The organism is Luteibacter sp. OK325, from assembly GCF_003050935.1.
Taxonomy (GTDB): domain Bacteria; phylum Pseudomonadota; class Gammaproteobacteria; order Xanthomonadales; family Rhodanobacteraceae; genus Luteibacter.
Genome location: NZ_QAOX01000014.1, coordinates 26467 through 49573, shown reverse-complemented (window position 1 = coordinate 49573; position 23107 = coordinate 26467). Strand labels below are relative to the sequence as shown.

The window sequence follows — 23107 nt, the reverse complement described above, 5'->3', positions numbered from 1 at the left end:
TTAAAGGTGCAAGACATGACATCTGGCGGCATCGGACGATCGGTTTCAGCATGGGCGGCAGGCGCGATGGCGCTGTTCGGTGGGGAGGCATGGGCCAATCCCGTCGCCAACCAGATGAACATGACCAAGGGTGTGAGCGAGTGGTCGCCCTATGCGATGCACATGGTCGCGCTGTGGGTTTGCGTGGTCATCGGCGTCCTCGTCTTTGGCGCCATGTTCATCGCGATGTTCCGCTTCCGTAAGTCGCGCGGCGCCGTCGCCGAGAAGTGGGCGCACAGCACGAAGCTGGAAGTCGTCTGGACGGTCGTCCCGGTCATCATCCTGATCTTCCTGGCAAACCTCGCCACGGGCGGCCTGACCACGTTCGCCGATACCACCGGCGCCGACATGACCATCAAGGTCACCGGCTACCAGTGGAAGTGGCGTTATGACTACGTCGACTACAAGGGTAAGGGCGTCGACAAGGTCGGCTTCGTATCCAAGCTGGAAGAGTCTTCGGACCGCACCCGCCAGCTCAAGTCCAACCTCGATCCGGAGAAGATCCAGGTCGAGGGCTACAACACCTATCTGCTCGACGTCGACAAGCCCCTCGTGGTGCCGGTCGGGGTCAAGATTCGCTTCATCATCGTCGGCGGCGACGTCATCCACTCCTGGTGGGTGCCGGCACTGGGCTGGAAGATGGACGCGATCCCGGGCATCGCCAACGCGGCCTGGACCAACATCAAGGAGCCCGGTGTCTACCGCGGCCAGTGCGCCGAACTGTGCGGCCAGGACCACGGCTTCATGCCGATCGTCGTGAAGGCCGTGCCGAAGGCCGAATTCGAACAATGGCTGGCGACCCAGGAAGACGAGGCCAAGATCCAGAAGGCCGCGCAGACCGCCCAGAACGCTCCCGCCCCGGCCCCCCAGGGTTAACCGAACAAGTTTGCAGGTAGAGGTGCAAGGCCATGGCGCACGCAGCCACCCACGACCACGACGATCATCACGGAGCCCCGAAGGGCTTCTTCCAGCGATGGGTGATGTCCACGAACCACAAGGACATCGGCACGCTGTACCTGATTTTCTCGCTGACGATGTTCTTCATCGGCGGCGCCTTCGCGATGGTCATCCGCGCGGAGCTGTTCAAGCCGGGCATGCAGCTGGTGCAGCCGTATTTCTTCAATGAAATGACGACGATGCACGCGCTGGTGATGATCTTCGGCGCGATCATGCCGGCCTTCGTCGGCCTGGCCAACTGGATGGTTCCGCTCATGGTCGGCGCGCCGGACATGGCGCTGCCGCGCATGAACAACCTGTCGTTCTGGATCCTTCCGTTCGCCTTCTTCATGCTGCTGTCCACCCTGTTCATGCCGGGCGGCGGCCCTGCTGGTGGCTGGACGATGTACCCGCCGCTGTCGTTGCAGGGCGAGTCGGTCGCTTACGTGATCTTCGCGATCCACCTGATGGGTATCAGCTCGATCATGGGCGCGATCAACATCATCGCGACCATCCTCAACATGCGCGCACCGGGTATGGACCTGCTGAAGATGCCGGTCTTCGTCTGGAGCTGGCTGATCACGGCCTTCCTGCTGATCGCGGTGATGCCCGTGCTCGCCGGCGCGGTCACCATGCTGCTGACCGACAAGTACTTCCACACCAATTTCTTCAACGCCGCCGGTGGCGGTGACCCGGTCCTGTTCCAGCACATCTTCTGGTTCTTCGGGCACCCCGAGGTCTACATCATGATCCTGCCGGCCTTCGGGATCATCTCGGAAATCATCCCGACCTTCGCCCGCAAGCCGATCTTCGGCTACCGCGCGATGGTCTTCGCGATCGCTTCCATCGCCTTCCTCTCCTTCATCGTCTGGGCCCACCACATGTTCGCCGTGGGCCTGCCGATGGGCGCGGAGATCTTCTTCATGTACGCGACGATGCTGATCGCGGTGCCCACGGGCGTGAAGGTCTTCAACTGGGTGTCGACGATGTGGGGCGGTTCGATGACCTTCGAGACCCCGATGCTGTTCTCGATCGCCTTCGTGATCCTGTTCACCATCGGCGGCTTCTCCGGCCTGATGCTCGCCCTGGCTCCGGCGGACTTCCAGTACCACGACACCTACTTCGTGGTCGCGCACTTCCACTATGTACTGGTGACCGGCGCCGCTTTCTCGATCATGGCGGCTGCGTATTACTGGATCCCGAAGTGGTCGGGTCACATGTACAGCGAGACCTGGGGCAAGATCCACTTCTGGTCCAGCGTGATCTCGGTCAATGTGTTGTTCTTCCCGCAGCACTTCCTCGGATTGGCGGGCATGCCTCGACGCATCCCGGATTACAACGTCGCCTTCGCCAACTTCAACATGATCAGCTCCATCGGCGGCTTCTGGTTCGGCGCCTCGCAGCTGATCTTCCTCGGCGTCATCATCCACTGCGTGTTCTTCTCGAAGAAGAAGGCAGCGGACCGCTCGTGGGAAGGTGCCAAGGGTCTCGAATGGACCGTGCCGTCGCCGGCACCGTTCCACACCTTCGACGTGCCGCCGGTCATTCACGACGACGAGCTCGCCCACGGCAATACGGACCACTGATCGATGCAGGACATGACGGACATCGGGATGGCGGCGCGCCGCAAGCGCGCTCGAGTTACCGCACTCATCGCGGGCGGCTTCGCGGTGTCAGTTTTCCTTCTCTCGATCGTGCAGATGCTGAACGTCTGATCGGCTAAACCAAGCGACATCCACGGGAAACCACCATGGGTCACCAGCAACAAGACGTCTATTTCGTACCGAGCAAGAGCTATTGGCCCATCGTCGCGGCGATCTCCATGTTCGTCACCGTGTACGGTGCCGCGCACTGGCTGAACTCGCAGCCGGGCGATAGCAGCGCCTTCGGCAAGCCGATGTTCTGGCTTGGCTTTGCCATGATCCTGGGCATGTTCTTCGGCTGGTTTCGCTCGGTCATCCGCGAGTCCCTTGCGGGCAGCTACAACGGCCAGGTCGATCGCTCGTTCCGCATGGGCATGATGTGGTTCATCTTTTCCGAAGTCATGTTCTTCGGTGCGTTCTTCGGCGCCCTGTTCTACGCGCGCATCTTCTCCGTGCCCTGGCTGGGCGGCGAAGGCCACGGCGTACTCACCCACCAGTTCGTCTGGCAGGGTTACGAGGCCTCGTGGGGCGCGAACGGCGGCGGCGGTCCGCAGAAGATCGGCGGTTCGTTCCAGACCATCGCGGCGTGGGGCCTGCCACTCCTCAACACGCTGATCCTGCTTTCGTCGGGCGTGACCATCACCATCGCGCACCACGCGCTGAAGGCCGGTCATCGCAAGGCGCTGCTGATCGGTCTCGGCGCCACCGTGCTGCTCGGCTGCTGCTTCCTGTGGTTCCAGGCCCATGAGTACGCCGAAGCGTACGAGCACTTCAACCTCACGCTGGGCAGCGGCGTCTACGGTGCCACGTTCTTCATGCTCACCGGCTTCCACGGCATGCACGTGACGTTGGGCACGATCATGCTGGCGATCATCTGGATCCGCTGCGCCAAGGGCCACTTCACCAAGGACGACCACTTCGGTTTCGAAGCCGTCGCCTGGTACTGGCATTTCGTCGACGTGGTATGGCTGGCGCTGTTCCTGTTTGTTTACGTGCTTTGACCTGACGTAGTCGACAGCTATGTAAATCGAAGAACCCGCTGTGAGGCGGGTTTTTTTTGGTTCATCGCTGAATTCCGGGGGCGCTGAACGCGTCGGACGTCGCGGCGCAGAGCCTTCGGTGCCCACCCTCGCTGCTCAGGCAGTCCTCCGCGTTTCGTATCGGAAAGTCCGCTGCGCGGACCATGTTCTTATTTGGCCTACGGCCGCTCCACTTGTGCGGAACTCGCCTCGAGGGTGGGCACCGAAGACTCTTCCCATCCCTGAGGTTCGTGTGGGCCGAGCCGACGAAGCGCCGCTGCTTCGGCTGCTGGCTCGTCGCCATCGTCATCGCAAGACGGTCACCCGCGTCGCGCCAGTCGCGATCGTCCTCGCGAGGCAGCGCAGCAGCTACGAAGGCGCTGACGGAGCCGGAAATGATGTGCCGGCAGGACCGCCGTAACGGTCCGCTTCGGCAACCACACCCACGCCAACGGCTCGCCTTACAGCTAACCGTCTCGTCGTGAGAGACCTGGGTGCCCACCCTCGAGGCGAGTTCCGCACAAGTGGAGCGGCCGTAGGCCAGATAGATACATGGACTGCGTTAGCGGTCTTTCCGGTACGAAACGCGGAGGACTGTCTGAGCAGCGAGGGTGGGCACCCAGGTCTCCCCCGCGAAACGCTCAAGTGTAGAGAGCGACGGCGAAGCCGAGCCCACGAGGCCGAAGGCGAGCGCCCGGACCCCGGTAATCCGCGATGAACCTTTTTTTGGCTCAAGCTTTTTTTGGGAGCCGCCGCCTTCCCACCGTGTTGAGCCGCGCCCACTGACCTTGCGCCTTGCGGGTGCGGATCCTTCCAGACGCGCAATTCGCGCGAGCTGAGGAGGGATCATGGAACACATCGTCCTGAGGAGTACGCCATTGACGCATGTACGTCAGGGGCGTACCTTCGTCACGTGATCTTCGTCGAAACGCCCGTCTTCACGAGGCGGATCACCGAGTTACTCGAAGACGACGACTACGCCCGACTCCAGTGCTATCTCGTCGAGCACCCGGAAGTCGGCGATGTGATGGAGGGTACGGGCGGACTCAGAAAGGTTCGCGTTGCGATGGCGCGTGGCGGCAAAAGTGCCGGGGCGCGGGTGATTTACTACCACTTCGTTCCCCGCTCTCACATTGCGATGCTGCTGATATTCGCAAAGAACGAGCGGGAAGACCTTTCAGCAGAACATCGGAAGGCACTCCGAAAGATCATCGAGACCTGGAAGCGACACTATGAGCAAGTTTTTTAAAGACCTGATGGCGAGCGTCCAGGAAATGGACGAGATCCTTCGCGGCGAACGGCAGGCATCCCGTGTGTTCTGGGTCGACCCGGCTGCTATCAAGGAGCTCAGGGAAACGACCGGCCTTTCGCAATCGAAGTTCGCTCTTCTTCTCGATGTCGACGTGGGCACGCTGCGCAACTGGGAGCAGGGCAGGCGGGCGCCGACAGGGCCGGCTCGGGCGCTTCTGCGTGCCATTCGTAAAGACCCCAAGCACGTGCTTGCTGCCCTGGCCTGACTTACCCGCGGGCAAGTGAGCCTATTCGCTCGTCGAGCGAGCCACTGATTCGTCGCTGCGCTCACGCGTCAGTTGCCAGATCCCAACGACGACAAGGAGCCCGTCCATGCCGGCGATCCACACGCCGAAGATGACGCGCTGATACATCGCAGGCGCGAGGCACGCGTATCCAACGAGGAACAAGGCCATGAACAGGACACACGCGTAGGGTCGACGGCCCCGGGCAAGCAGGGCGCCGGCTGCCATCGTGGCTGTGATGCCCCAACCGATAAGTAGCGCCGGCGACGCGTCGTGGAAGCTCTTCAGAGCAGCTGCGAAGCGAATGGGGAAGATGCCGAACACCCCTTCCAGTCCCGTCGCGACGACGGTGACGCCCAGCCAGGCAACAGGAATCAGCGCGAGGGATAGCGCTGTTGGCAACGGTTTGTGTGTCGCTGACGTCATCCCTGTTTCCCCCTATCGCTGCTCCACGGCACCAAATGCCGCACCGCGCCTTGGCCTCCCGGCCGGGCGCGTTAGAATTGGCCGACCCCATGGGGATGCAGCCAGCCCATGAAGATGCCCAGCGCGACCATGGCGATGAGCAGCAATGACAGACCAATGCGACGGGTAAGCGCCCACACGGTGCGTTTGCTCTGGCCTTTGTCGGTCATCATGAAAAACAGGGCCTGGCCGAGGTTGAAGAGCACAACCAACAGCAGGATCACCAGCGCGTACTTATAGATGGTTTCCACGTGACCCTTCCGCCTGATATCGACAATCCGAGTATAGCGGTGGCCGTGGGGCGTCTGGCATGAGCTTCTTGCGTCGTCCGACGTGGTTCGCTGTCGCACTCACCGTGGTGGGCGTGCTGGCCTTCGCGCGCCTGGGTGTCTGGCAGCTGGACCGCGCCGACGAGAAGGACGAGTTGCTGCGGCGCTACGCCGCATCCGCCGCCGCGGCGGTGGAGGACTTCGGCATGATCGCTGAAGCGCCACCAGTGGATCGCTACCCCCGCGTGGCCCTGCGTGGCCAGTTCGTGCCCGGGCACACCTATATCCTCGACGACCAGACCCACGCGGGACAGGTCGGTATCCACGTCTACGTGCCGTTCTCGCCGCACGGACTGGTTCCCTACGTGCTGGTGGACCTCGGTTTCCTGGCCAAGGAATCGGGCGCCAACCCGCGCCTGCCGCCGCTTCCGAAGGGCGAGACGAGCATCCGTGGTTTGTACGTGCCGTCGCCGGGTGTTGGTGTCCGCCTCGGCGGCAACCGCCTGCCGGAACAGCACGGTGCGGAGAAGTCCATGGTCTATGTCGACCTCAAGGAGATCGGCGCCGATGTCGGCCGTGCGCTGTATCCTCGCGTGTTGCTGCTCGATGCCGATCCGGCCAGCATCTACACGCGTGAGTGGACGCCCGGTTTCATGCCCCCGGCGCGGCACCGCGCCTACGCCTTCCAGTGGTTCACCTTTGCGCTTGCCGCAGTGGTGATCTTCGTCCTTCTGCATCGCCAGCGACGCCCGAAGCGGCCCGAGTAACCATGACCGATCCGAACGTCTCCACCAAGAACCTCCGTAGCAGCCGCCTCAAGCTGATCCTGATCATGCTGGTGTTCCTCGCGCCGATCATCGCCGCGGGTTTGCTTACCCTCAGCGGATGGCAGCCCGAGGGCAAGGGCAATGGCCGGCCGATCGTGCCCCAACGTAGCGTCAACGACGTGCGCGTCGATGTGGACGGCAAGCCCTGGGTGTGGCGTGACAGCGAGCCGCGCCTGACCCTCATTGCCCTGCCGGGCCCGGGCTGTGCCGACCATTGCCTGATGACGCTGGCACTGATGCGTAACGCGCGCATCGTGCTCAACGCCAATGCGGATCGCCTGCGCCTGCTCTATCTCGGAACGCCGCCGACTGCGCCGGGTGCCGACGGTGTGATGCCCTCCTGGAAAATAGGCAGCGACGCCGCCGACGCGTTCGGCGAGTTCCGTCCGACCGAGCCGGACAGCGTGTCTGCCGTCCTCGTCGAGTCCAACGGGACCGCGCTGTCCTACTATCCCGCCGGTTTCGACCCGAGCGGACTGCGCAAGGACATGCAGAAGGTGATCCGCTGATGCCACCGCGTACCGTGAAAATCCTGCGCACGCTCGCGCTTCTCGCCGCACTGTTCGCCTTCTGCATCGTGATGTTCGGTGCCTTCGTTCGCCTTTCCAACGCCGGCCTTTCCTGCCCGGATTGGCCCACCTGTTACGGCAAGGCCTCGTGGCCCGGACATGCGCAGGACATCGCGCAGGCGAACCAGGCGTTCCCGGATCGCCCCTACGAGACGCACAAGGCCTGGCGCGAGCAGGTGCATCGCTTCCTCGCCGGCGGCCTCGGCTTCATGGTCCTGGCGATCGCACTGATCTCGGCCTGGCGCCGGCGTGTGGCGGTGATTGCCGTACTGCTCGCTGCCGCGTTCGCGGTGGTCGGCGTGGTGATGTACATGCGCGGCGAGCATGTCGTCTCCTCATGCCTTTCCGCCTTCGCGATCGCCTTGCCGCTGATCGCCGCGGCAATGCTCGACCGGCCGGGCGCGTGGAAAATCGGTGTCGCGGCGCTGGCGGTGATCATCTTCCAGGCCATGCTCGGCATGTGGACAGTGACCCTGTTGCTGAAGCCGATCGTGGTGATGGGCCACCTGCTTGGCGGCCTGGCCACGTTCGCCTTGCTTGCGTGGGCGGCGCTGCGCTGGTGGCGCGTGGGTACGCTGGACGATCGCTTCGCGGCCCTGCGTACGCCGGTCGTCATCGGTATCGTCGTGCTGGTGTGCCAGATCGCCCTGGGTGGATGGACGAGCTCGAATTACGCGGCCCTCGCCTGCGGCACGGATTTCCCGAAGTGCCTTGGCCAATGGTGGCCACAGACCGATTTCCCCCAGGCTTTCGTGCTCTGGCGCGGCATCGGCGTTAACTATGAAGGCGGCGTGCTCGACATGGCCGCGCGCAGTTCGATCCAGCTCGCCCATCGCATCGGTGCCCTGGTCACGTTCTGCTATCTCGCCTGGCTGTCGCACAGGCTGGCACGCGCGGGGCTTCGCAGGATTGGCGTCGCCATCGGCGTCGTCCTGATCGCTCAGGTACTTCTTGGCATCGGCAATGTGCACCTCGGCCTGCCGCTGCCGGTGGCGACGGCGCACAATGGCGTGGCCGCGCTGCTTCTCTTCACCCTGCTCGCGGCCCTGGCCAGCACGCAGCGCCTGCCTGCGACGACGGAGTCACTGTGAGCAACCTCGGCCAATACTATGAACTGACCAAGCCGCGCGTCGTCGCGCTGCTGGTCTTCTGCGCGGTTATCGGCATGTTCCTCGCCGTGGATGCCTCCGGCCAGCGTGTGCTGCCAACCTGGCACGCGGCCGTCTTCGGTACGCTTGGTATCTGGCTGGCGTCAGCTTCCGCGGCGGCGTTCAACCACCTCATCGACCAGCGCATCGACAAGCTGATGGCGCGCACGTCGCATCGTCCGCTGGCCACGGGTCAACTCACGCCGATGCAGGTGTTCATCTTCGCGATGTCGCTTGGAATTGCGTCGATGCTGGTGCTCGTGTTCCTGGTAAACATGCTCACCGCGGTGCTGACGTTCTTCTCGCTGATCGGTTACGCGGTGATTTATACGGCGTACCTGAAGCGCGCGACGCCGCAGAACATCGTGATTGGTGGCCTCGCTGGTGCGGCGCCGCCCATGCTGGGCTGGACGGCGGTGACCGGTTCGCTGCATCCGTATGCGTTGCAGCTGCTGCTGATCATCTTTGTCTGGACGCCGCCGCACTTCTGGGCGCTGGCGATCTTCCGTGTCGACGACTACTCGCGCGCGCAGGTGCCGATGCTGCCGGTGACCCATGGCGTGGTCTACACGCGCTGGCACATCCTGTTCTATACGATTTTGCTTTGCGTGGTAACCCTGCTGCCGTTCTTCACCGGCATGAGCGGGCTGATTTACCTGTTCGGCGCGGTGGTCCTTGGCGCGGGTTTCCTCTGGTACGCCATCCGCATGCTCAACCCGCCGGATGAGTTGTTCGCGATGAAGATGTTCAACTATTCCATCGTGTACCTGATGGTGTTGTTCGCCTTCCTGCTGGCGGATCACTGGCTGGTGGATCCGATGGTGCAGCCGGCGTTTAGGCTGGATCCTGTGGTCTGACCGAAGAGCATCGCCGATGAATCGGCTCCCACAAACGGCACGGCAGACATGTGGGAGCCGCTTCAGCGGCGATGCCTCAAAGGCCCTGTGTAGGAGCCGATTCATCGGCGAAAGCTACAGCGCGCTACGCAGCCAACCGGCGACAGCTCCCGGATGCTCCAGATGCAAATGATGCCCCCCCTCCATCCGCGTCACGGTGATGTCGTCGACGCAGTCGATCCTCACCTGCAGCGCCTCGGGCTCCAGATACGGCGGATGCGGCCGCGCCAGTAACAGCGATGTCGGCGCTGCAAGACCGAGCAGTAGCGACATCACCTGCGTCTCGGCGAGGCGAATGGCCGTCGGCTTCGACAGGCGCGGATCGCTGCGCCAGCTGTACCCGCCCTCTACCTCGCGCAACCCGCGTTCGACGATGTGCCGGGCAAGCGAGCTATCCAGGCCGCTCGCCAGCGCGCGCGCGCGGGCAGCATCGTCGATCGACGGGAAGACGCGCAGAGGCCGGTTGCCGTCGTCCTTGATCGCCAGCGCGTCGCGGAAACGATCGAGCGTGCGCGAGCCGTCGTCGCCGAGCGGCCCTAGACCCTCGATCAGCGCTAGCGCGCGAATGCGTTCCGGTGCGGCGATCGCGACCATGGTTGCCACGCCTGCACCGAGCGAATGGCCGAGCAGGTGGAAGCGGGGCAGGGCGAGCGAATCCACCACTGCCAGGACGGCGCGGGTGTAGTCGACATGCTGGTAAATCGTACCCGCCGGCAGGTGGTCGGAATGGCCGTGGCCGGGCAAGTCCAGTGCGATGACATGGAAGCGCTCTGCCAGCAGCGGAGCCAGCAGCGCGAAGCTCGCCGCGTTGTCGAGCCAGCCGTGGATGAGTAGCAGCGGCGGTGCATCCGGTTCACCCCAGGTCAGGCCGGATAGCTCCAGTCCCGGAATGGAAATCCGCAACTCACGCATCGTCACGTACCTGTCGGGCGCGTTCGCGGCTGGCGGCAAGGCGCCGAGCTGCCTCGGCTGCGTCGTAATCCGCGGCGAACTCCGGCCAGCCCTGGGTATGGCGCAACACGAGATCGGCAATCGTCCCGACATGCGCAGGCGTCGCATTGAGGCAGGGAATGTAGTTCAACGTCTCGCCGCCGGCTTCCTTGAAGAAGTCGGCGTTCTGCATGGCGATCTCCTCGAGCGTCTCCAGGCAATCCACGGCGAAGCCGGGGCTGATCACGTCGATTCGCTTGATCCCATTGTTGCCGAACACTTTTACGGTCTCATCGGTATACGGATGCAGCCAGCGCTCGCGACCCACGCGCGACTGGAAACTGATCGGAGCCTCATCCTCGGACAACCCCAGTGCTTCACGCAGCAGGCGCGCGGTAGCGTGGCACTGGCAGAAATAAGGGTCGCCGTTACGCACGTAACGCTCGGGAATGCCGTGGAAGCTCATGAGCAGTTTCTCGCCACGGCCGTGGCTATTCCAGTGGGCGCGCACGCTGTCGGCGAGCGCGGCGATATAGCCGGGTTCCGCGTGGTAGTCGTTGATCTGGCGCAGCTCCGGCGGCCAGCGCAGGCTCTTGATCGCGTCCGCCACGGCATCGAAGACACTGCCGGTCGAGGTGGCCGAGTACTGCGGGTAGAGCGGCAGCACGAGCAGGCGGCGAACGCCTTCGCGTTGGAGCTGTGCGATCGTCTCGGCGACGGCCGGCCGACCGTAGCGCATGGCAAGCGCGACGCGGATCGGGCCGGGGCGACGTCGGCCCAGTTCGGCCTGCAGGGCGGCGGCAAGCGCTTCGCTGCCGACCCGTAGCGGTGAGCCCTGTTCCGTCCAGATGCGCGCGTAGGCGTGCGCAGAGCGCTTGGGCCGGACGCGCAGGATGACGCCGTGCAGGATCGCCAGCCAGAGCAGGCGTGGGTATTCGATGACACGCGGGTCGCCGAGGAACTCGGCCAGGTAGGGCCGCACGGCGGCGGCGGTGGGCGCTTCAGGTGTACCGAGATTAACCAGCAGCACACCGACCTGGGGCAGGGTGTCGTGGGAATACCCGGCAAGGCCGGTATAGTTTGGCGTACCTGGCATCGGCGTCGGGCACTCGCGGGAATTCCCGCAGTCTGCCATAGCGCGGTGTAACGCCGAAGCCGCCATGTGTATGAAAGGAGCCACGCGATGACCCCACGTCTTTCCCGCCTGCTTGTTCTCGGACTTCTTGCCTTGCTGCCCGTGTCGGCGGTCCAGGCCGCGGACCCGCCGAAGGAGCAGGCAGAAAACGCGGTGCGCGTGCTCAAGGAAATCATGGACGACGCGCCGGACAAGCAGCTCCCGGCCGACCTCCTTAAGAACGCGCGGGCGATCGCCGTCCTTCCCGACATGGTCAAGGGCGGCTTCGTCTTCTCGGGGGCTAAGGGCGAAGGCCTGATCTCGATCAAGAGTCCCGACGGCACCTGGTCCAATCCCAACTTCATCTCCATGGCGGGTGCCGGCGTAGGCTTCCAGATCGGTATCCAATCAGCCGACGTGATCCTGGTTTTCCGTACCGATCGGGGCGTGCAGGGCATCATTGACGGCAAGTTCACGCTGGGCGCCAACGCCTCCGCCGCCGCCGGCCCGGTGGGCCGCTCAGCCACGGCGGCCACCGACGGCCAGCTGAAGGCCGAGATTTATACCTATTCGCGCGCGCGGGGCCTGTTTGCCGGCGTGGCACTCGATGGCACCCATTTCAGCATCGATGACGACACCAACAAGCAGGTTTACGGCCCGGGCATCACACCCCGCCGTATCTTCGAGACAGGCGGTATAACTAACGCTCCAGCCTATGTCGTCAATTTCCGTGACACGCTGGAGGAGTACACTAACCGCTGAATCTGAACCATCCGGCGTCATGTAGGGCGCCGGTCCGTCCCATCGGTGCCCTGGCGGGCGCCTGCGAGGTTTTTCATGAGCATTACCCATATCGTCCTCCTGCTGCTCGTCGTCGTGCTGATCTTCGGCACGAAGAAGCTGCGCAACATCGGCTCGGATCTGGGCGGTGCCATGCGCGACTTCAAGAAAGGAATGGACGGCGACGAGGAGGCCAAGGCCGCCCGTGACCGCGAAGAGAAGCTGCGCGCCGATCCCCCGGTGACGGGCCAGGTGCCGCCGACCCATACCGAATCCACCGAGCCGCGCGACCGCGCTCCGTGATCCTGGCGGCGCCATGATCGAGATCAGCTTTGGTAAATTGCTGCTGCTCGCGGTGGTGGCGCTCATCGTTCTCGGCCCCGAGAAGCTTCCGCACGCCGCCCGTACCGCCGGGCTCCTGATCCGGCGCATGCGCAACGGCTGGGACAACGTGAAGGCCGAGGTCGAACGCGAGATCCAGGCCGAGGAAATCAAGCGCACGCTCCGCGAGACGGCCGAAACCGCCCGCTCCGCCCACGACAGCGTCCGCGCTGAGATCCGTGGTGCCGGCCAGGACATCCGGGACACCGGCGATCGCGTCCGCGACACCTTTACCGAAACGCAGACGGCTCGTATCGAGGGCCGTGAGCCCGACCCGGCACGCGACATGCTGCCGCTGGCCCACGGCGTGACCCCGCCGCCCACGGATGAACCGCATGACCGCAGCTGACCCCGATCCGTCCGCCGACGACGCGATCGAAGAGGGCCTGTTTTCCCACCTGATCGAACTGCGCACCCGGCTCCTTCGCGCCGTAGTCGTCCTGCTGCTGGTGCTGCTGGCCCTCGTGCCCGTCGCCAACCACCTCTACGCCGAACTGGCTAAGCCGCTGGTGGAGCGCATGCCGCAGGGCGCGCACCTGATCGCGACCGAAGTAGCCAGCCCGTTCGTTACGCCGCTGAAGCTCGCCTTCTTCGTCGCGCTTTTCATCAGCATGCCGATGATCCTCTACCAGCTCTGGGCCTTCGTCAGTCCCGGCCTGTACAAGAACGAGAAGCGCCTGGCGCGGCCCTTGCTGGTCGCCTCGCTGGTGCTGTTCTACTCCGGCTGCGCGTTCGCCTATTTCGTGGTGATGCCGGCGGCCTTCAAATTCCTCAACGCCGTCACGCCCGAAGGCGTCGCGATGATGACGGACATCACGCATTACCTCGATTTCGTCATGCTGATGTTCTTCGCGTTCGGACTCTGCTTCGAAGTGCCGGTGGCCGTGGTGATCCTGGCTGCGATGGGCATCGTCGACGCCGAGAAGCTCAGCAAGGGCCGTGGCTACGCCATCGTCGGCGCCTTCGCCATCTCCGCTTTCATCACCCCGCCGGATTTGTTGTCCATGGTGATGCTCGCCGTGCCAATGTGCCTGCTTTACGAAGTGGGCCTGCTGTCGGTGCGCTTCCTGCTGAAACCACCCGAAAGCGAGTGATGCCATGGGCGTGTCGATCGGCTGGCTGGCGGTAAGGGGCAAGGACGCGGACACCGTGCTAGGTGCCCTGGATCTCGTGCGCAACGGATCCACCGAATTGCACCCGCGCCGCGGCTTTGCGATCACCCTGCCGTCCGGCTGGTTTGTCGTGGTGACACGTTTCGCATCGCCGCTGATCGCCGAGGAATCGCTGCGGCCCCTGTCACGCGGTTGCACCGTCGTCACCTGTGAACAGGACGACCAGCAGCTGGTCAGTACGGCCGCGTGCTATGTGGACGGACTGCGCAGCTGGAGTGTCGAGCACGATGGCCAGCAGGACGACACGCGTCACCTTGCTTCCAAGGGCGGCCTCCCGCTCGCCTTCGACGCCATCCACGCCCGTATCGAAGCCCTGCAGGATCGCGCCGATGCGGAAGGCGACGATGTCGACCACTTCTATTTCCTGCCGCCCGAGCTCGCGCATAGCGTCACTACGTTCGACGAGGCGCTACCCGCCAGTGCATATGGCGTGGCGGCTTTCGACGGTTGGACACCGGCCGAGGCGCTCAAGCCGGGCCGAAAGGCGGAGCTGCCGTGGAGCGTCCGGCGGGCCATGGTGCAGGCCCGCGCGGATCGGCCATGGTGGAAGTTTTGGTGATCGTCGCTTAGCGACGAGACGCTACTTGTTCGCAGCCTGCCGATTCAGCGCCATCCCCTTAAGAACATTCAACGCCTGCGACAACGCGTAATCCTCGATCGCCAGCTTGCCATCATCGTCGGACGCATTCTTGTCGTCCTTGTCAGCCTTCTCGTTGACCAGGTGATTCGGCAGGTCAGCTTCCGAGCCAATCAGCTGCGGTGCTGTGTCGCTCTTGTTCACCGCAAGATCGGCAAGCGAGATATCCGGCTTGATGCCTTCGGCCTGAATCGACGTACCGTTCGGCGTGTAGTAACGCGCCGTGGTGATCTTGACCGCGTGGTCCTTGTCCAGCGGCAGCACGGTCTGCACGACGCCCTTGCCGAAGGTGCGGCGACCCATGATCAGTGCTCGATGGTTGTCTTTCAGCGCACCTGAAACGATCTCGGCGGCCGAGGCGGTGCCGTTGTCGGTGAGGATCACCATCGGTGCGCCCTTGAGCAGGTCGCCGGGGTGCGCATCGAAGTTGAGGTTGGCGTCCTGCAGGCGGCCCTTCGTCGTGACGATGACGCCGGAATCGAGGAAGGCATCGGCCACGGCAACCGCTGTGGTGAGCAGGCCGCCGGGGTTGGAGCGCAGGTCGAGCACGGCGCCCCTGGGCGCGCCGTTCTTCTTGATGAAGTCGCTGAGCTTCTTGTCCATGTCCGTTGCCGTGTCCTCCTGGAACTGGCTCAGGCGGATATAGACGTAGCCCGGATCGAGCTGGCGCACCTTCACGCTGGTGACGGCGATGCGCTCGCGCACCAGCGGCATGTCGATCGGCTTATCCGACTTCTCGTGCAGGATGGTGAGGGTGATCTTGCTGCCGGGGTCGCCACGAAGCTTCTTGAAGGCCTCGTCGATGTTCTGGCTGTCGACGACCATGCCGTCGACCTTGAGGATCGTGTCGCCCGGCTTGATACCCGCGCGAGACGCCGGTGTGTCGTCGATCGGCGAGACGATCTTCAGTGAGCCTTCCACCTGCAGCACTTCGATACCGAGGCCGCCGTACTGGCCGGTGGTGTCTTCGTCGAGTTCGTCGAGGCCTTCCTTGTCCAGGTATTCGCTGTGCGGGTCCAGGTTCTGCAGCATGCCGCTGATGGCGGCCTTCATGATCGTCTTGTTGTCGAGCTTCTCGACATAGGCCTGGCGGACGATCTGGTAGACCCGCGTGAAATTGCGAATGTCGTCGAGGTCGACGGTGTCGTCCGCCTTGCTGGCGATGGCCGCCGCTGACGTCGACGACGCGGCGGGTGCATCGGGCTGCTTCAGCGGCTTTTGCTGGGCCTGGGCGGTGGGAACCGCCGCGACCGTGCCGAGTGCCAGCGCGAGTGCGAAGCGAAGGGGGTGCTGGCGCATGCCTGTCTCCGGGGTCAATGCCGTTTACCGAGCCAGCCGCGCGCATCGATGGGTTTGCCACCCTGGCGCAGCTCGAAATAGGCGCCGTTGTCACCGGCGGGCGCCGCGGCCGTGCCGACGGTTTCGCCGGCCTCGACCATGTCGCCCACGCCGTGCAGCAGCGTTTCGTTGTTGCCGTACATGCTCATGAAGCCGTTACCGTGGTTCACGATGATCATCATGCCGTAGCCGCGCAGAAAGTTGGCGAAGACGACGCGGCCACGTGCAACCGCTTTCACTTCGCTGCCGCGCGCCGCGACGATGATCACGCCGCTGCCGTACGTATGCACCGGGCCGTTGGCCGGCCAGGGCAGGTTGCCGCGCAGGTTGCCCAGGGGCGCCGTGGGTGGCGTGCCCTTCGGCGCGGGTGCGGGTTCGGCGGCCTTGGCTGCCTCGTCGATCACCTTCTGCAGCCGGGCGACCAGGGCGTTCATGTCCTGCTCGTTCTGCTTGAGCGCGGCGATGCGTTGGGCCTGGTCCTTGTATTTGGAGTCCGCTTCGGCCACCAGTTTCTGCTGCTCGCTACGCTGTTTTTCCAGCTCGCCCGTACGTTTCTCGCGTTCGGCCCGGGTCGCCTCGAGCTTGTCCTGCTCGGCGGTGATGGCGGATTCGACCTCCTGCAGGCGGGAAAGATCCGCGAGCAGGCCGCGGATGCGCTCGACCCGGTTCTCCTGGAAGTAACGGGAGTAGGCCAGCGCTCGGGAAATCCGGTTGACGTCTTCGTCGCCGAGAAGGAGCTGGAGGTCGGAGCCGCGGCCGAGCGTGTAGGTGGCGCGGAGCAGATCGCCCAGTGCGCCCTTCTGTTTATCGAGGCCGGCCTGCATCCCGGCCCGTTGCTCGTTCAGCTGCGCGAGGTCGCGCTTGCGCGCTTCCAGATCGGCGTCCGTCTCGCGGACGGCCTTCGCGGCCGTCGAGACCTGTTCGGCCTGCCTGGCCAGGGCCGCGTTCGCGCTGTCGCGGGAGTTGGCGGTGTCCCGCTGCTCCTTTGTCAGCCCCTCGATCTCTTTGCGAACGCCGTCGAGCTTCTGCCGGGCGTCGTCCTGCTCGGACCGCGCCTTGGCGTCCTGCGCCGCGAAGGCGGGCGGGAAGGGGGCGGTGGCGAGGAGGGCGAGGGTCAGGAGGAGAGGGAGGCGGGAGATTGGGCGCATCGGGCGATTATTACCTATCCGGTGGTTGGGCCGCCTGTTGGCGGGCATCGCCGCTGAAGCGGCTCCCACAGGGGCGACGGCTTTGTGTGGGGGCCGCTTCAGCGGCGATCCGGCCGGAGCGAAGCCGCCCCCGCTGGTATGGCCCCCACCCCGCCCGCCACCCCGTTTCCACCAAGTGGTCTCGGCATCCGCGACGTAAGAATTCCGTTCTCTTTCCGTTTGGACGTCCGAACGCTTTGACGCAGCGCGGCAAATATGACTAAAGTGGGCCGCAAGCCCCTTCGCGTGCACGTGATGGTCGACCGTTCCAGGTCGCGGGGCCACGTGCTCGCCAGATTCCCAGCACAACCTTATGCCCCAGGAGGCGGATGGTGAAGCAAGGCACTCCGCGCCTCTACGACGAGGCGTTCGAACACGACAGCTGCGGCTTCGGTATCGTCGCGCAGATAGACGGCCATGCCAGTTCGGCACTGGTCGATACCGCCTTCTCGGCACTCGCCAAGCTTTCGCACCGGGGCGGCGTGAACGCCGATGGCATCAGCGGCGATGGTTGTGGCGTGTTGATCAGGCGGCCGGTCGAATGGCTGCGCGCGCTTGCGCGCGAATCCGGGATCTCGCTAGCCACGCACTTCGCCGCCGGCGTCGTCTTCCTCGATCCGGAAGGCGACGATAGCGCCGCCACCGTCCTCGAAGGCGAACTCGCCGCCGTGAATCTCAACGTGGCCGGCTGGCGCGACGTCATCGTCGATGTCACCGCCTGCGGACCGCTGGCGGCATCCTCGATGCCGCGCGTGCGACAGATCTTCGTCGACGCCCCGGCCGAACTCACGCCCGCGCAATTCGAGGCCAGGCTGTTCCATGCGCGTCGTCGTGCGGAACTCACCCTCGCTGGCGACCCACAGTTCTACGTCGTCTCCCTCTCCGGCGAGGTCGTCGGCTACAAGGCCATGGCCGCGCCCGGCCACCTGCGCGATGTCTACCCCGACCTGAAGCATCCAGCGCTCGTCGCGGACGCCGTGGTCTTCCACCAGCGCTTCTCGACCAATACCTCGCCGCAGTGGCGTCTCGCCCAGCCCTTCCGTCTGCTCGCGCATAACGGCGAGATCAACACCATCCGGGCGAATCGTCGGTGGATGCAGGCCCGCACCTCGGTGATGCGCTCGGAGTTGGTCGACCTCTCCGACATCGGTCCGCTGGTTCGCCAGAGCGGCTCGGACTCGGAGAGCCTCGACAACGCGCTTGAAGTGCTCCTGATGGGCGGCATGGACCTGCTTACCGCCATGCGCGTACTCGTGCCACCGGCATACTCGGCGCGCGAGAACATCGACGAGGATCTCGCCGCGTTCTATGAGTACTACGCGCTGCACAGCGAGCCATGGGACGGTCCGGCTGGCCTGGTGATGTGCGATGGTCGCTATGCCGCCTGCACGCTCGATCGCAACGGGCTGCGCCCGGCACGCTGGGCGCTGTCCGATGACAACCACCTGATCGTCGCTTCCGAAGCCGGCCTGTGGGACGTGCCGTCGGCACGCATCGTGGCCAAGGGCCGTCTCGCACCGGGCGAGATGATCGCCGTGGATTTTCGCGAACACCGCCTGCTGCGCGACGCCGACATCGATGCGATCAATCGCAAGCGCGCGCCTTTCCGTGACTGGCTGCGTGACGGCGTCACCTACCTCGAATCCGATCTCATCGACCCGAGCCTCGCGGCGGAGCCATTGCCCGCCGAGGAACTGCGTCGCTACCAGAAGTTGTTCGGCCTTTCGCGCGAAGAATGCGAGTCGGTACTGAAGGTGCTCGCCGAGACCGAAGCGGAAGCCACCGGATCCATGGGCGACGACACGCCCATGGCCGTGCTGTCGCGACAGATCCGTCCGCTGTTCGATCGTTTCCGCCAGGGCTTCGCGCAGGTCACCAATCCGCCGATCGATCCGCTGCGTGAGCGCCTGGTGATGTCGCTCGTGACGCAGATTGGCCAGGAGCGGAACATCTTCGATCTCGGTCCCGAGAACGCGAAGCAGATCCTGCTCAATTCGCCGATCCTCTCGCAGCGCAAGCTTCGGCAGATCCTGGCGAACGCCGAGTATGCGGACACTCCGCGTTTCGATCTCATGTACGGCGCCGACGAGACGCTGGAACAGGCGCTGCTGCGTATCTGCGACGCCGTCGAGGCAGCGGTGCGTGGCGGCGTGAAGATCGTCTTCCTGAGCGATCGTTATCCCCGCCGTGACCTGCTACCGATCCATTCGCTCCTGGCGACCGGAGCCGTGCATGCGCGCCTGGTGGATCGGGGCCTGCGATGTCAGTGCAACATCATGGTCGAGACGGCGACGCCGCGCGATCCGCACCACTTTGCCTGCCTGCTCGGCTTCGGCGCCACGGCGATCTACCCCTGGCTGGCCTACCAGAGTCTGTTCGACATGGGCCGCAGCGGACACATCCGCAACGGCGAAGGCGCACCGCGTGAGATCGGTCGCAACTACCGTCGTGGCATCCGCAAGGGCCTGCTGAAGATCCTGTCGAAGATGGGTATCTCCACCGTCGCCGGCTACCGCGGCGCGCAGCTGTTCGAGATCGTCGGCCTCTCGCGCGACGTCGTGGATATCTGCTTCCCGGGTACGCCCTCGCGCATCGGCGGCTCGACCTTCGACGACCTCGAGAAAGAACAGCGCCTGCTTGCCGCCGAAGCGTGGGACGAAGCGCAAGCGCTGCGCGCGGGCGGTCTGTTCAAGTACGTGCACGGTGGCGAGTTCCATATGTACAACCCCGACGTGATCGCCAGCCTGCAGGTGGCGGTGCGCACGGGTGACTGGGACGACTACGCCAAGTACGCGCACTACGTGGATGCACGGCCGCCATCGGCATTGCGCGACCTGCTCGTGCCGCGTGAAGGCACGCCGATACCGCTCGACGAGGTCGAGTCGGTAGAGAGCATCCTGAAGCGTTTCGACTCGGCCGGCATGTCGCTAGGCGCGTTGTCGCCGGAGGCGCACGAAGCTCTGGCCATCGCCATGAACCGTCTCGGTGCGCGCAGTAATTCGGGTGAGGGCGGTGAGGATCCTGCGCGCTACGGTACGGACCGCGCCTCGAAGATCAAGCAGGTCGCCTCGGGGCGCTTCGGCGTCACACCGACTTACCTGGTCAACGCCGAGGTGTTGCAGATCAAGATCGCCCAGGGCGCCAAGCCGGGCGAGGGCGGCCAGCTGCCTGGGCATAAGGTGGACGCGACGATTGCCCGGCTGCGCTATGCCAAACCGGGTATCGGTTTGATCTCGCCGCCACCGCATCACGACATCTATTCCATCGAAGACCTCGCCCAGCTGATTCACGACCTCAAGGAAGTGAATCCGACGGCGCTCATCTCGGTGAAGCTCGTCTCGCACGCGGGTGTCGGTACCGTGGCGGCCGGCGTGGTGAAGGCAGGCGCAGACCTGATCACCGTATCCGGCCACGATGGCGGTACGGGTGCGAGCCCGCTCACCTCCATCAAGTACGCCGGCACACCATGGGAGCTTGGTCTGGCCGAGACGCAGCAGACGCTGCGCCTCAACGGCCTGCGCGGCCGTGTTCGCCTGCAGACCGACGGCGGCCTCAAGACCGGCCTCGACGTGATCAAGGCGGCCATGCTCGGTGCGGAGAGCTTCGGCTTCGGCACCGGCCCGATGGTCGCGCTGGGCTGCAAGTACCTGCGTATCTGCCACCTCAACAACTGCGCCACCGGTGTCGCGACCCAGCACCCCGTGTTACGCCAGAAGCACTTCCTCGGCCTGCCGGACATGGTGATGAACTACTTCCGCTTTGTCGCGGAAGACGTGCGTCGCCACCTCGCGCGCCTCGGCGTGCGTTCGCTCGAAGAACTTGTCGGCCAGAGCGGTCGCCTCGAGCAGCGCGATGGTGTCACCGCCGTGCAGGATCGCCTCGACCTCACCCCGCTCATCGCCGAAGACGGGATGGGCGAGAAGGTCGACTTCGCCTGCACGCTCGCGCGCAATCCCATGCGCGATCCCGCCACCCTGGCCAGCCGTATCTCGGCGGACACGCGTGCCGCTGTCGCCGATGCACTCGGCGGCAGCTTCCGCTATGACATCGCGAACACGGACCGCGCCATCGGTGCACGGCTGTCCGGCGACGTCGCGCGTCGCTGGGGCGATGTCGGCATGGCCGAGAAGCCGGTGCACCTGCAGCTCAACGGTTCGGCCGGGCAGAGCCTCGGTGCCTGGAACGCTTCCGGCGTACACATCGACCTCACTGGCGAAGCCAACGACGGCGTCGGCAAGGGCATGGCCGGTGGTCGCCTTATCATCCGGCCGCCGGCGGATTCGCCGTTCGCCAGCCAGGAGGCATCGATCATCGGCAATACATGCCTGTATGGCGCGACGGGCGGCGAGCTGTTCGCAGCGGGCCAGGCCGGTGAACGCTTCGCCGTGCGTAACTCCGGTGCGCTGGCTGTCGTCGAAGGTGCGGGCGATCACTGCTGCGAGTACATGACCGGCGGCGTCGTCGCCGTGCTGGGTCGCACCGGGCTCAACTTCGGTGCCGGCATGACCGGTGGCTTCGCCTACGTACTCGACACCGAGCGCAACTTCGTCGATTGCTACAACCACGAACTCGTCGACATCGTGCGTATATCGCATGAAGGCATGGAACATTACATGCAGCACCTGCGCCAGCTCATTGCCCGCCATGCTGAACTCACCGACTCCGCCTGGGGCCGCAAGGTGCTTGGCGATTTCCGCGGCCTGCTGCAGCGTTTCTGGCTGGTGAAACCGAAAGCCGCCAGCCTCGATGCCCTGGCCGAAGAACTGCGGAGTGCCGCATGAGCGCCAAGGATTTCCGTTTCCTCGAGGTGCCCCGGCAGACCCCGCGCACCGTGCCCGTCGCGGTACGCGTGCTCGGCTACGGCGAAATCTCCGGCGAGTTCGCGCCGTCGGAGGCGGCATCCCAATCCGAACGCTGCATCGACTGTGGCAACCCGTATTGCGAACACGCCTGCCCGGTGCACAACTACATTCCGAACTGGCTGAAGCTGGTGCAGGACGGCCGCCTGTTCGAAGCGGCCACGTTGATGCACGAGACCAATCCGCTACCCGAGATCTGTGGTCGTGTCTGCCCGCAGGACCGTCTCTGTGAAGGTGCCTGCACGCTGGAACAGGGTGACTTCGGTGCGGTAACGATCGGTAGCGTTGAAAAATGGGTCACGGACGAAGCGATTCGCCAGGGCTGGCGTCCCGACCTCTCGCGCGTGCGTGAGACCGGCCAGCGTGTCGCCATCGTTGGTGCAGGTCCGGCCGGGCTGTCCTGCGCGGACCGCCTGCGCCGTGCCGGCATCGCCGCGGATGTTTACGACAGCCAGCACGAGATCGGCGGTCTGCTCACCTTCGGCATCCCGCCTTTCAAGCTCGACAAGTCCGTCGTGCGCACCCGACGCATGGTGCTCGAAGGCATGGGCGTGCGTTTCCACCTCGGCGTGGAGATCGGCCGCGACATCGCTTTCGACGAATTGCTCGCCGACTACGATGCCGTGTTCGTTGGTACCGGTGCCTATACCTATGTCGACGGCCAGCTCGAAGGCCGCGACCTCGGCGGCGTGCACGATGCGTTGCCGTTCCTCATTGCCAATGTCGAACGCTTGCTGCGCGACGAGGAGCCCGCTGCGGCGTACGACCTCGCTGGCAAGCACGTTGTCGTGCTCGGTGGCGGCGACACCGGCATGGACTGCAACCGCACGGCCATCCGCCTCGGTGCCGCGTCGGTCACCTGCGTCTATCGTCGCGATGAGGCGAGCATGCCCGGTTCCCGGCGCGAGGTCGGCTACAGCCGGGAGGAAGGCGTGCGCTTCCTGTTCCAGCAGCAACCCATCGCGCTGGTCGGCGAAGGCGGCAAGGTCACTGCGGTTCGCGTCGTCGAGACCCAGCTTGTCGATGACGGTGACGGGCGTCCGCGCCCGCACAACGTGGAAGGCAGCGAAACCGATCTGCGTGCCGACGTAGTCATCCAGGCATTCGGTTTCCAGCCTAGTCCGCCGGACTGGTGCGACGCCTTCGACGTCGATCGCGACCGTAGTGGTCGCATCGTGGCGGGTGGCGAAGGGCGCTTACCCTTGCAGACCAGCAATCCGCGCATCTTCGCCGGTGGTGACAACGTGCGCGGCGCCGATCTCGTCGTTCGTGCCGTCTACGACGGGCGCGAGGCGGCGGGGTCCATCGCACTCATGCTGGCGAACTCGAAGCTTGCCTTGAAGGTGGCGGTCTAGCCGACCGC

General features: G+C 64.7%; 23 protein-coding genes. 17 read left to right on the top strand and 6 right to left on the bottom strand.

Features of this window, described 5'->3' with window-relative positions; all coding sequences use genetic code 11:
• Positions 1 to 15 precede the first annotated feature (15 nt).
• The 6 genes from coxB (at position 16) to nadS (ending at position 5154) form a co-directional block, all read left to right on the top strand.
• Positions 16 to 915: a cytochrome c oxidase subunit II gene (gene coxB, locus C8J98_RS21090; RefSeq protein ID WP_107915789.1), complete on the top strand. Its 900-nt coding sequence runs from the start codon at positions 16 to 18 to the stop codon at positions 913 to 915.
• Positions 916 to 947: 32 nt separating this feature from the next.
• Positions 948 to 2561, top strand: a complete 1614-nt coding sequence (gene ctaD, locus C8J98_RS21085; protein WP_107915787.1) for a cytochrome c oxidase subunit I — start codon at positions 948 to 950, stop codon at positions 2559 to 2561.
• 3 nt (positions 2562 to 2564) lie between these two features.
• Positions 2565 to 2690, top strand: a complete 126-nt coding sequence (locus C8J98_RS22505; RefSeq protein ID WP_255417757.1) for a hypothetical protein — start codon at positions 2565 to 2567, stop codon at positions 2688 to 2690.
• Positions 2691 to 2725: 35 nt separating this feature from the next.
• The gene (locus tag C8J98_RS21080) at positions 2726 to 3619 is read left to right on the top strand and encodes a cytochrome c oxidase subunit 3 (RefSeq protein ID WP_107915785.1); all 894 of its coding nucleotides are present in this window, start codon (positions 2726 to 2728) and stop codon (positions 3617 to 3619) included.
• A gap of 931 nt (positions 3620 to 4550) precedes the next feature.
• Positions 4551 to 4886: a type II toxin-antitoxin system RelE/ParE family toxin gene (locus tag C8J98_RS21075; RefSeq protein ID WP_107915783.1), complete on the top strand. Its 336-nt coding sequence runs from the start codon at positions 4551 to 4553 to the stop codon at positions 4884 to 4886.
• Entirely contained in the window at positions 4870 to 5154 is a 285-nt protein-coding gene (gene nadS / locus C8J98_RS21070) for a NadS family protein (protein WP_107915781.1), read from the top strand. Before C8J98_RS21075 ends, nadS begins: the two co-directional genes overlap by 17 nt.
• Before the next feature lie 21 nt (positions 5155 to 5175).
• Here nadS and C8J98_RS21065 read toward each other — a convergent pair whose 3' ends face one another.
• Together C8J98_RS21065 and C8J98_RS21060 are read right to left on the bottom strand one after the other, a co-directional pair.
• The gene (locus C8J98_RS21065; protein WP_107915779.1) at positions 5176 to 5598 is read right to left on the bottom strand and encodes a hypothetical protein; all 423 of its coding nucleotides are present in this window, start codon (positions 5596 to 5598) and stop codon (positions 5176 to 5178) included.
• A gap of 71 nt (positions 5599 to 5669) precedes the next feature.
• A complete protein-coding gene (locus C8J98_RS21060; protein WP_036139356.1) occupies positions 5670 to 5888 on the bottom strand; it encodes a twin transmembrane helix small protein in 219 nt (72 codons plus the stop codon).
• A gap of 59 nt (positions 5889 to 5947) precedes the next feature.
• Between C8J98_RS21060 and C8J98_RS21055 the strand changes: the two genes are divergently transcribed.
• From C8J98_RS21055 to cyoE, 4 genes are read left to right on the top strand one after another with little or no spacing between them, the layout of a single operon-like run.
• A complete protein-coding gene (locus C8J98_RS21055) occupies positions 5948 to 6673 on the top strand; it encodes an SURF1 family protein (protein ID WP_107915777.1) in 726 nt (241 codons plus the stop codon).
• 2 nt (positions 6674 to 6675) lie between these two features.
• Positions 6676 to 7242 carry a hypothetical protein gene (locus tag C8J98_RS21050; protein WP_107915775.1) on the top strand — a complete coding sequence of 189 codons (567 nt, stop codon included), beginning with the start codon at positions 6676 to 6678 and terminating at the stop codon, positions 7240 to 7242.
• Positions 7242 to 8393 (top strand): COX15/CtaA family protein, encoded by a 1152-nt coding sequence (locus C8J98_RS21045; protein ID WP_107915773.1) that lies wholly within the window; start codon positions 7242 to 7244, stop codon positions 8391 to 8393. The genes C8J98_RS21050 and C8J98_RS21045 overlap by 1 nt, the downstream gene beginning before the upstream one ends.
• Positions 8390 to 9307 carry a heme o synthase gene (gene cyoE, locus C8J98_RS21040; RefSeq protein WP_107915771.1) on the top strand — a complete coding sequence of 306 codons (918 nt, stop codon included), beginning with the start codon at positions 8390 to 8392 and terminating at the stop codon, positions 9305 to 9307. The genes C8J98_RS21045 and cyoE overlap by 4 nt, the downstream gene beginning before the upstream one ends.
• A gap of 114 nt (positions 9308 to 9421) precedes the next feature.
• Here cyoE and C8J98_RS21035 read toward each other — a convergent pair whose 3' ends face one another.
• Together C8J98_RS21035 and hemH are read right to left on the bottom strand one after the other, a co-directional pair.
• Positions 9422 to 10258 carry an alpha/beta hydrolase gene (locus C8J98_RS21035; RefSeq protein ID WP_107915769.1) on the bottom strand — a complete coding sequence of 279 codons (837 nt, stop codon included), beginning with the start codon at positions 10256 to 10258 and terminating at the stop codon, positions 9422 to 9424.
• Positions 10251 to 11372: a ferrochelatase gene (hemH, locus tag C8J98_RS21030; RefSeq protein ID WP_107915766.1), complete on the bottom strand. Its 1122-nt coding sequence runs from the start codon at positions 11370 to 11372 to the stop codon at positions 10251 to 10253. The genes C8J98_RS21035 and hemH overlap by 8 nt, the downstream gene beginning before the upstream one ends.
• A gap of 87 nt (positions 11373 to 11459) precedes the next feature.
• Here hemH and C8J98_RS21025 point away from each other — a divergent pair, with 87 nt between their 5' ends.
• The 5 genes from C8J98_RS21025 to C8J98_RS21005 all read left to right on the top strand — a co-directional run bounded on the left by C8J98_RS21025 (position 11460) and on the right by C8J98_RS21005 (position 14282).
• Positions 11460 to 12152, top strand: a complete 693-nt coding sequence (locus C8J98_RS21025) for a lipid-binding SYLF domain-containing protein (protein WP_107915764.1) — start codon at positions 11460 to 11462, stop codon at positions 12150 to 12152.
• Positions 12153 to 12227: 75 nt separating this feature from the next.
• Entirely contained in the window at positions 12228 to 12473 is a 246-nt protein-coding gene (tatA, locus tag C8J98_RS21020) for a twin-arginine translocase TatA/TatE family subunit (RefSeq protein ID WP_107915762.1), read from the top strand.
• 13 nt (positions 12474 to 12486) lie between these two features.
• Complete coding sequence (gene tatB / locus C8J98_RS21015; protein WP_107915760.1) at positions 12487 to 12900, top strand: Sec-independent protein translocase protein TatB; 414 nt, start codon at positions 12487 to 12489, stop codon at positions 12898 to 12900.
• Positions 12887 to 13645 (top strand): twin-arginine translocase subunit TatC, encoded by a 759-nt coding sequence (gene tatC, locus C8J98_RS21010; protein WP_107915758.1) that lies wholly within the window; start codon positions 12887 to 12889, stop codon positions 13643 to 13645. The genes tatB and tatC overlap by 14 nt, the downstream gene beginning before the upstream one ends.
• A gap of 4 nt (positions 13646 to 13649) precedes the next feature.
• Entirely contained in the window at positions 13650 to 14282 is a 633-nt protein-coding gene (locus C8J98_RS21005) for a hypothetical protein (RefSeq protein WP_107915756.1), read from the top strand.
• A 21-nt stretch (positions 14283 to 14303) separates the two neighbouring features.
• Here C8J98_RS21005 and C8J98_RS21000 read toward each other — a convergent pair whose 3' ends face one another.
• Positions 14304 to 15659: a S41 family peptidase gene (locus C8J98_RS21000; RefSeq protein WP_107915754.1), complete on the bottom strand. Its 1356-nt coding sequence runs from the start codon at positions 15657 to 15659 to the stop codon at positions 14304 to 14306.
• Between the two features lie 14 nt (positions 15660 to 15673).
• Positions 15674 to 16846 carry a peptidoglycan DD-metalloendopeptidase family protein gene (locus C8J98_RS20995; RefSeq protein ID WP_107915752.1) on the bottom strand — a complete coding sequence of 391 codons (1173 nt, stop codon included), beginning with the start codon at positions 16844 to 16846 and terminating at the stop codon, positions 15674 to 15676.
• Positions 16847 to 17214: 368 nt separating this feature from the next.
• Here C8J98_RS20995 and gltB point away from each other — a divergent pair, with 368 nt between their 5' ends.
• Together gltB and C8J98_RS20980 are read left to right on the top strand one after the other, a co-directional pair.
• Positions 17215 to 21666 (top strand): glutamate synthase large subunit, encoded by a 4452-nt coding sequence (gltB, locus tag C8J98_RS20985; RefSeq protein ID WP_107915750.1) that lies wholly within the window; start codon positions 17215 to 17217, stop codon positions 21664 to 21666.
• A complete protein-coding gene (locus C8J98_RS20980; protein ID WP_107915748.1) occupies positions 21663 to 23099 on the top strand; it encodes a glutamate synthase subunit beta in 1437 nt (478 codons plus the stop codon). Before gltB ends, C8J98_RS20980 begins: the two co-directional genes overlap by 4 nt.
• The last annotated feature ends 8 nt before the right edge of the window (positions 23100 to 23107 follow it).